The organism is Georgenia alba (genome assembly GCF_042665525.1).
Taxonomy (GTDB): Bacteria; Actinomycetota; Actinomycetes; order Actinomycetales; family Actinomycetaceae; genus Allobogoriella; species Allobogoriella alba.
The window spans coordinates 1-596 of the sequence record NZ_JBHTCQ010000010.1 but is presented as its reverse complement, the minus strand read 5'-3'; the positions used below and the strand labels follow the sequence as shown (position 1 = coordinate 596).

General features: G+C 52.5%; 1 protein-coding gene. It reads left to right on the top strand.

Annotated features, from left to right (window positions below):
• On the top strand, window positions 1-596 hold a 596-nt coding region (locus tag ACFQQL_RS19105), incomplete at both ends, for an IucA/IucC family protein (protein WP_382396836.1).

Genomic DNA, 596 nt, shown 5'->3' with positions numbered 1-596 from the left:
GAACAAAAAAAGACATGGGTAAAGCGTCAGGCAGAGACGACCATAGCGTTTCACAAGAAAAAACAGCCGGTTTCTTTTATTCAATTTTTGAAGCTGCTCTCAGAATGCCGCCGTTTTGATGAGCTCGTCTATTCGGAAGCACTTGTCATTGAGGGGCATCCGCTGCATCCGTCAACGAAAACAAAGCTTGGACTGAGTAAGGAAGAGGTGCTGCATTACGCGCCAGAATTCGAGCGGGAGATCATGCTCAAGACCGTGCTCGTCCACACGAGTCTTACGGTAACGAGCGAGGGCGGCAAGCCGATGCTTTATAAAGAATGTCCAGCTGTTGAGCGGGCAGCGGAACACATCCTCTCCTCCCTTGGAGAGAAGATGGAGAGCTACCATCCGTTTCTCCTTCATCCGTGGCAATATGAACACGTGCTGCCGCAAGCGTTCGCCGCAGAACTGAGCGAAAGAACGATCATTCCGCTGCCAGTTGAAATTCCGTCATCCGCCACCTTGTCATTTCGGACGATGGCGCTGACTGGGATGAACGTGCATGCCAAACTGCCGGTAAACGTACAGGCAACGAGCGCGGTCCGGACCGTATCCCC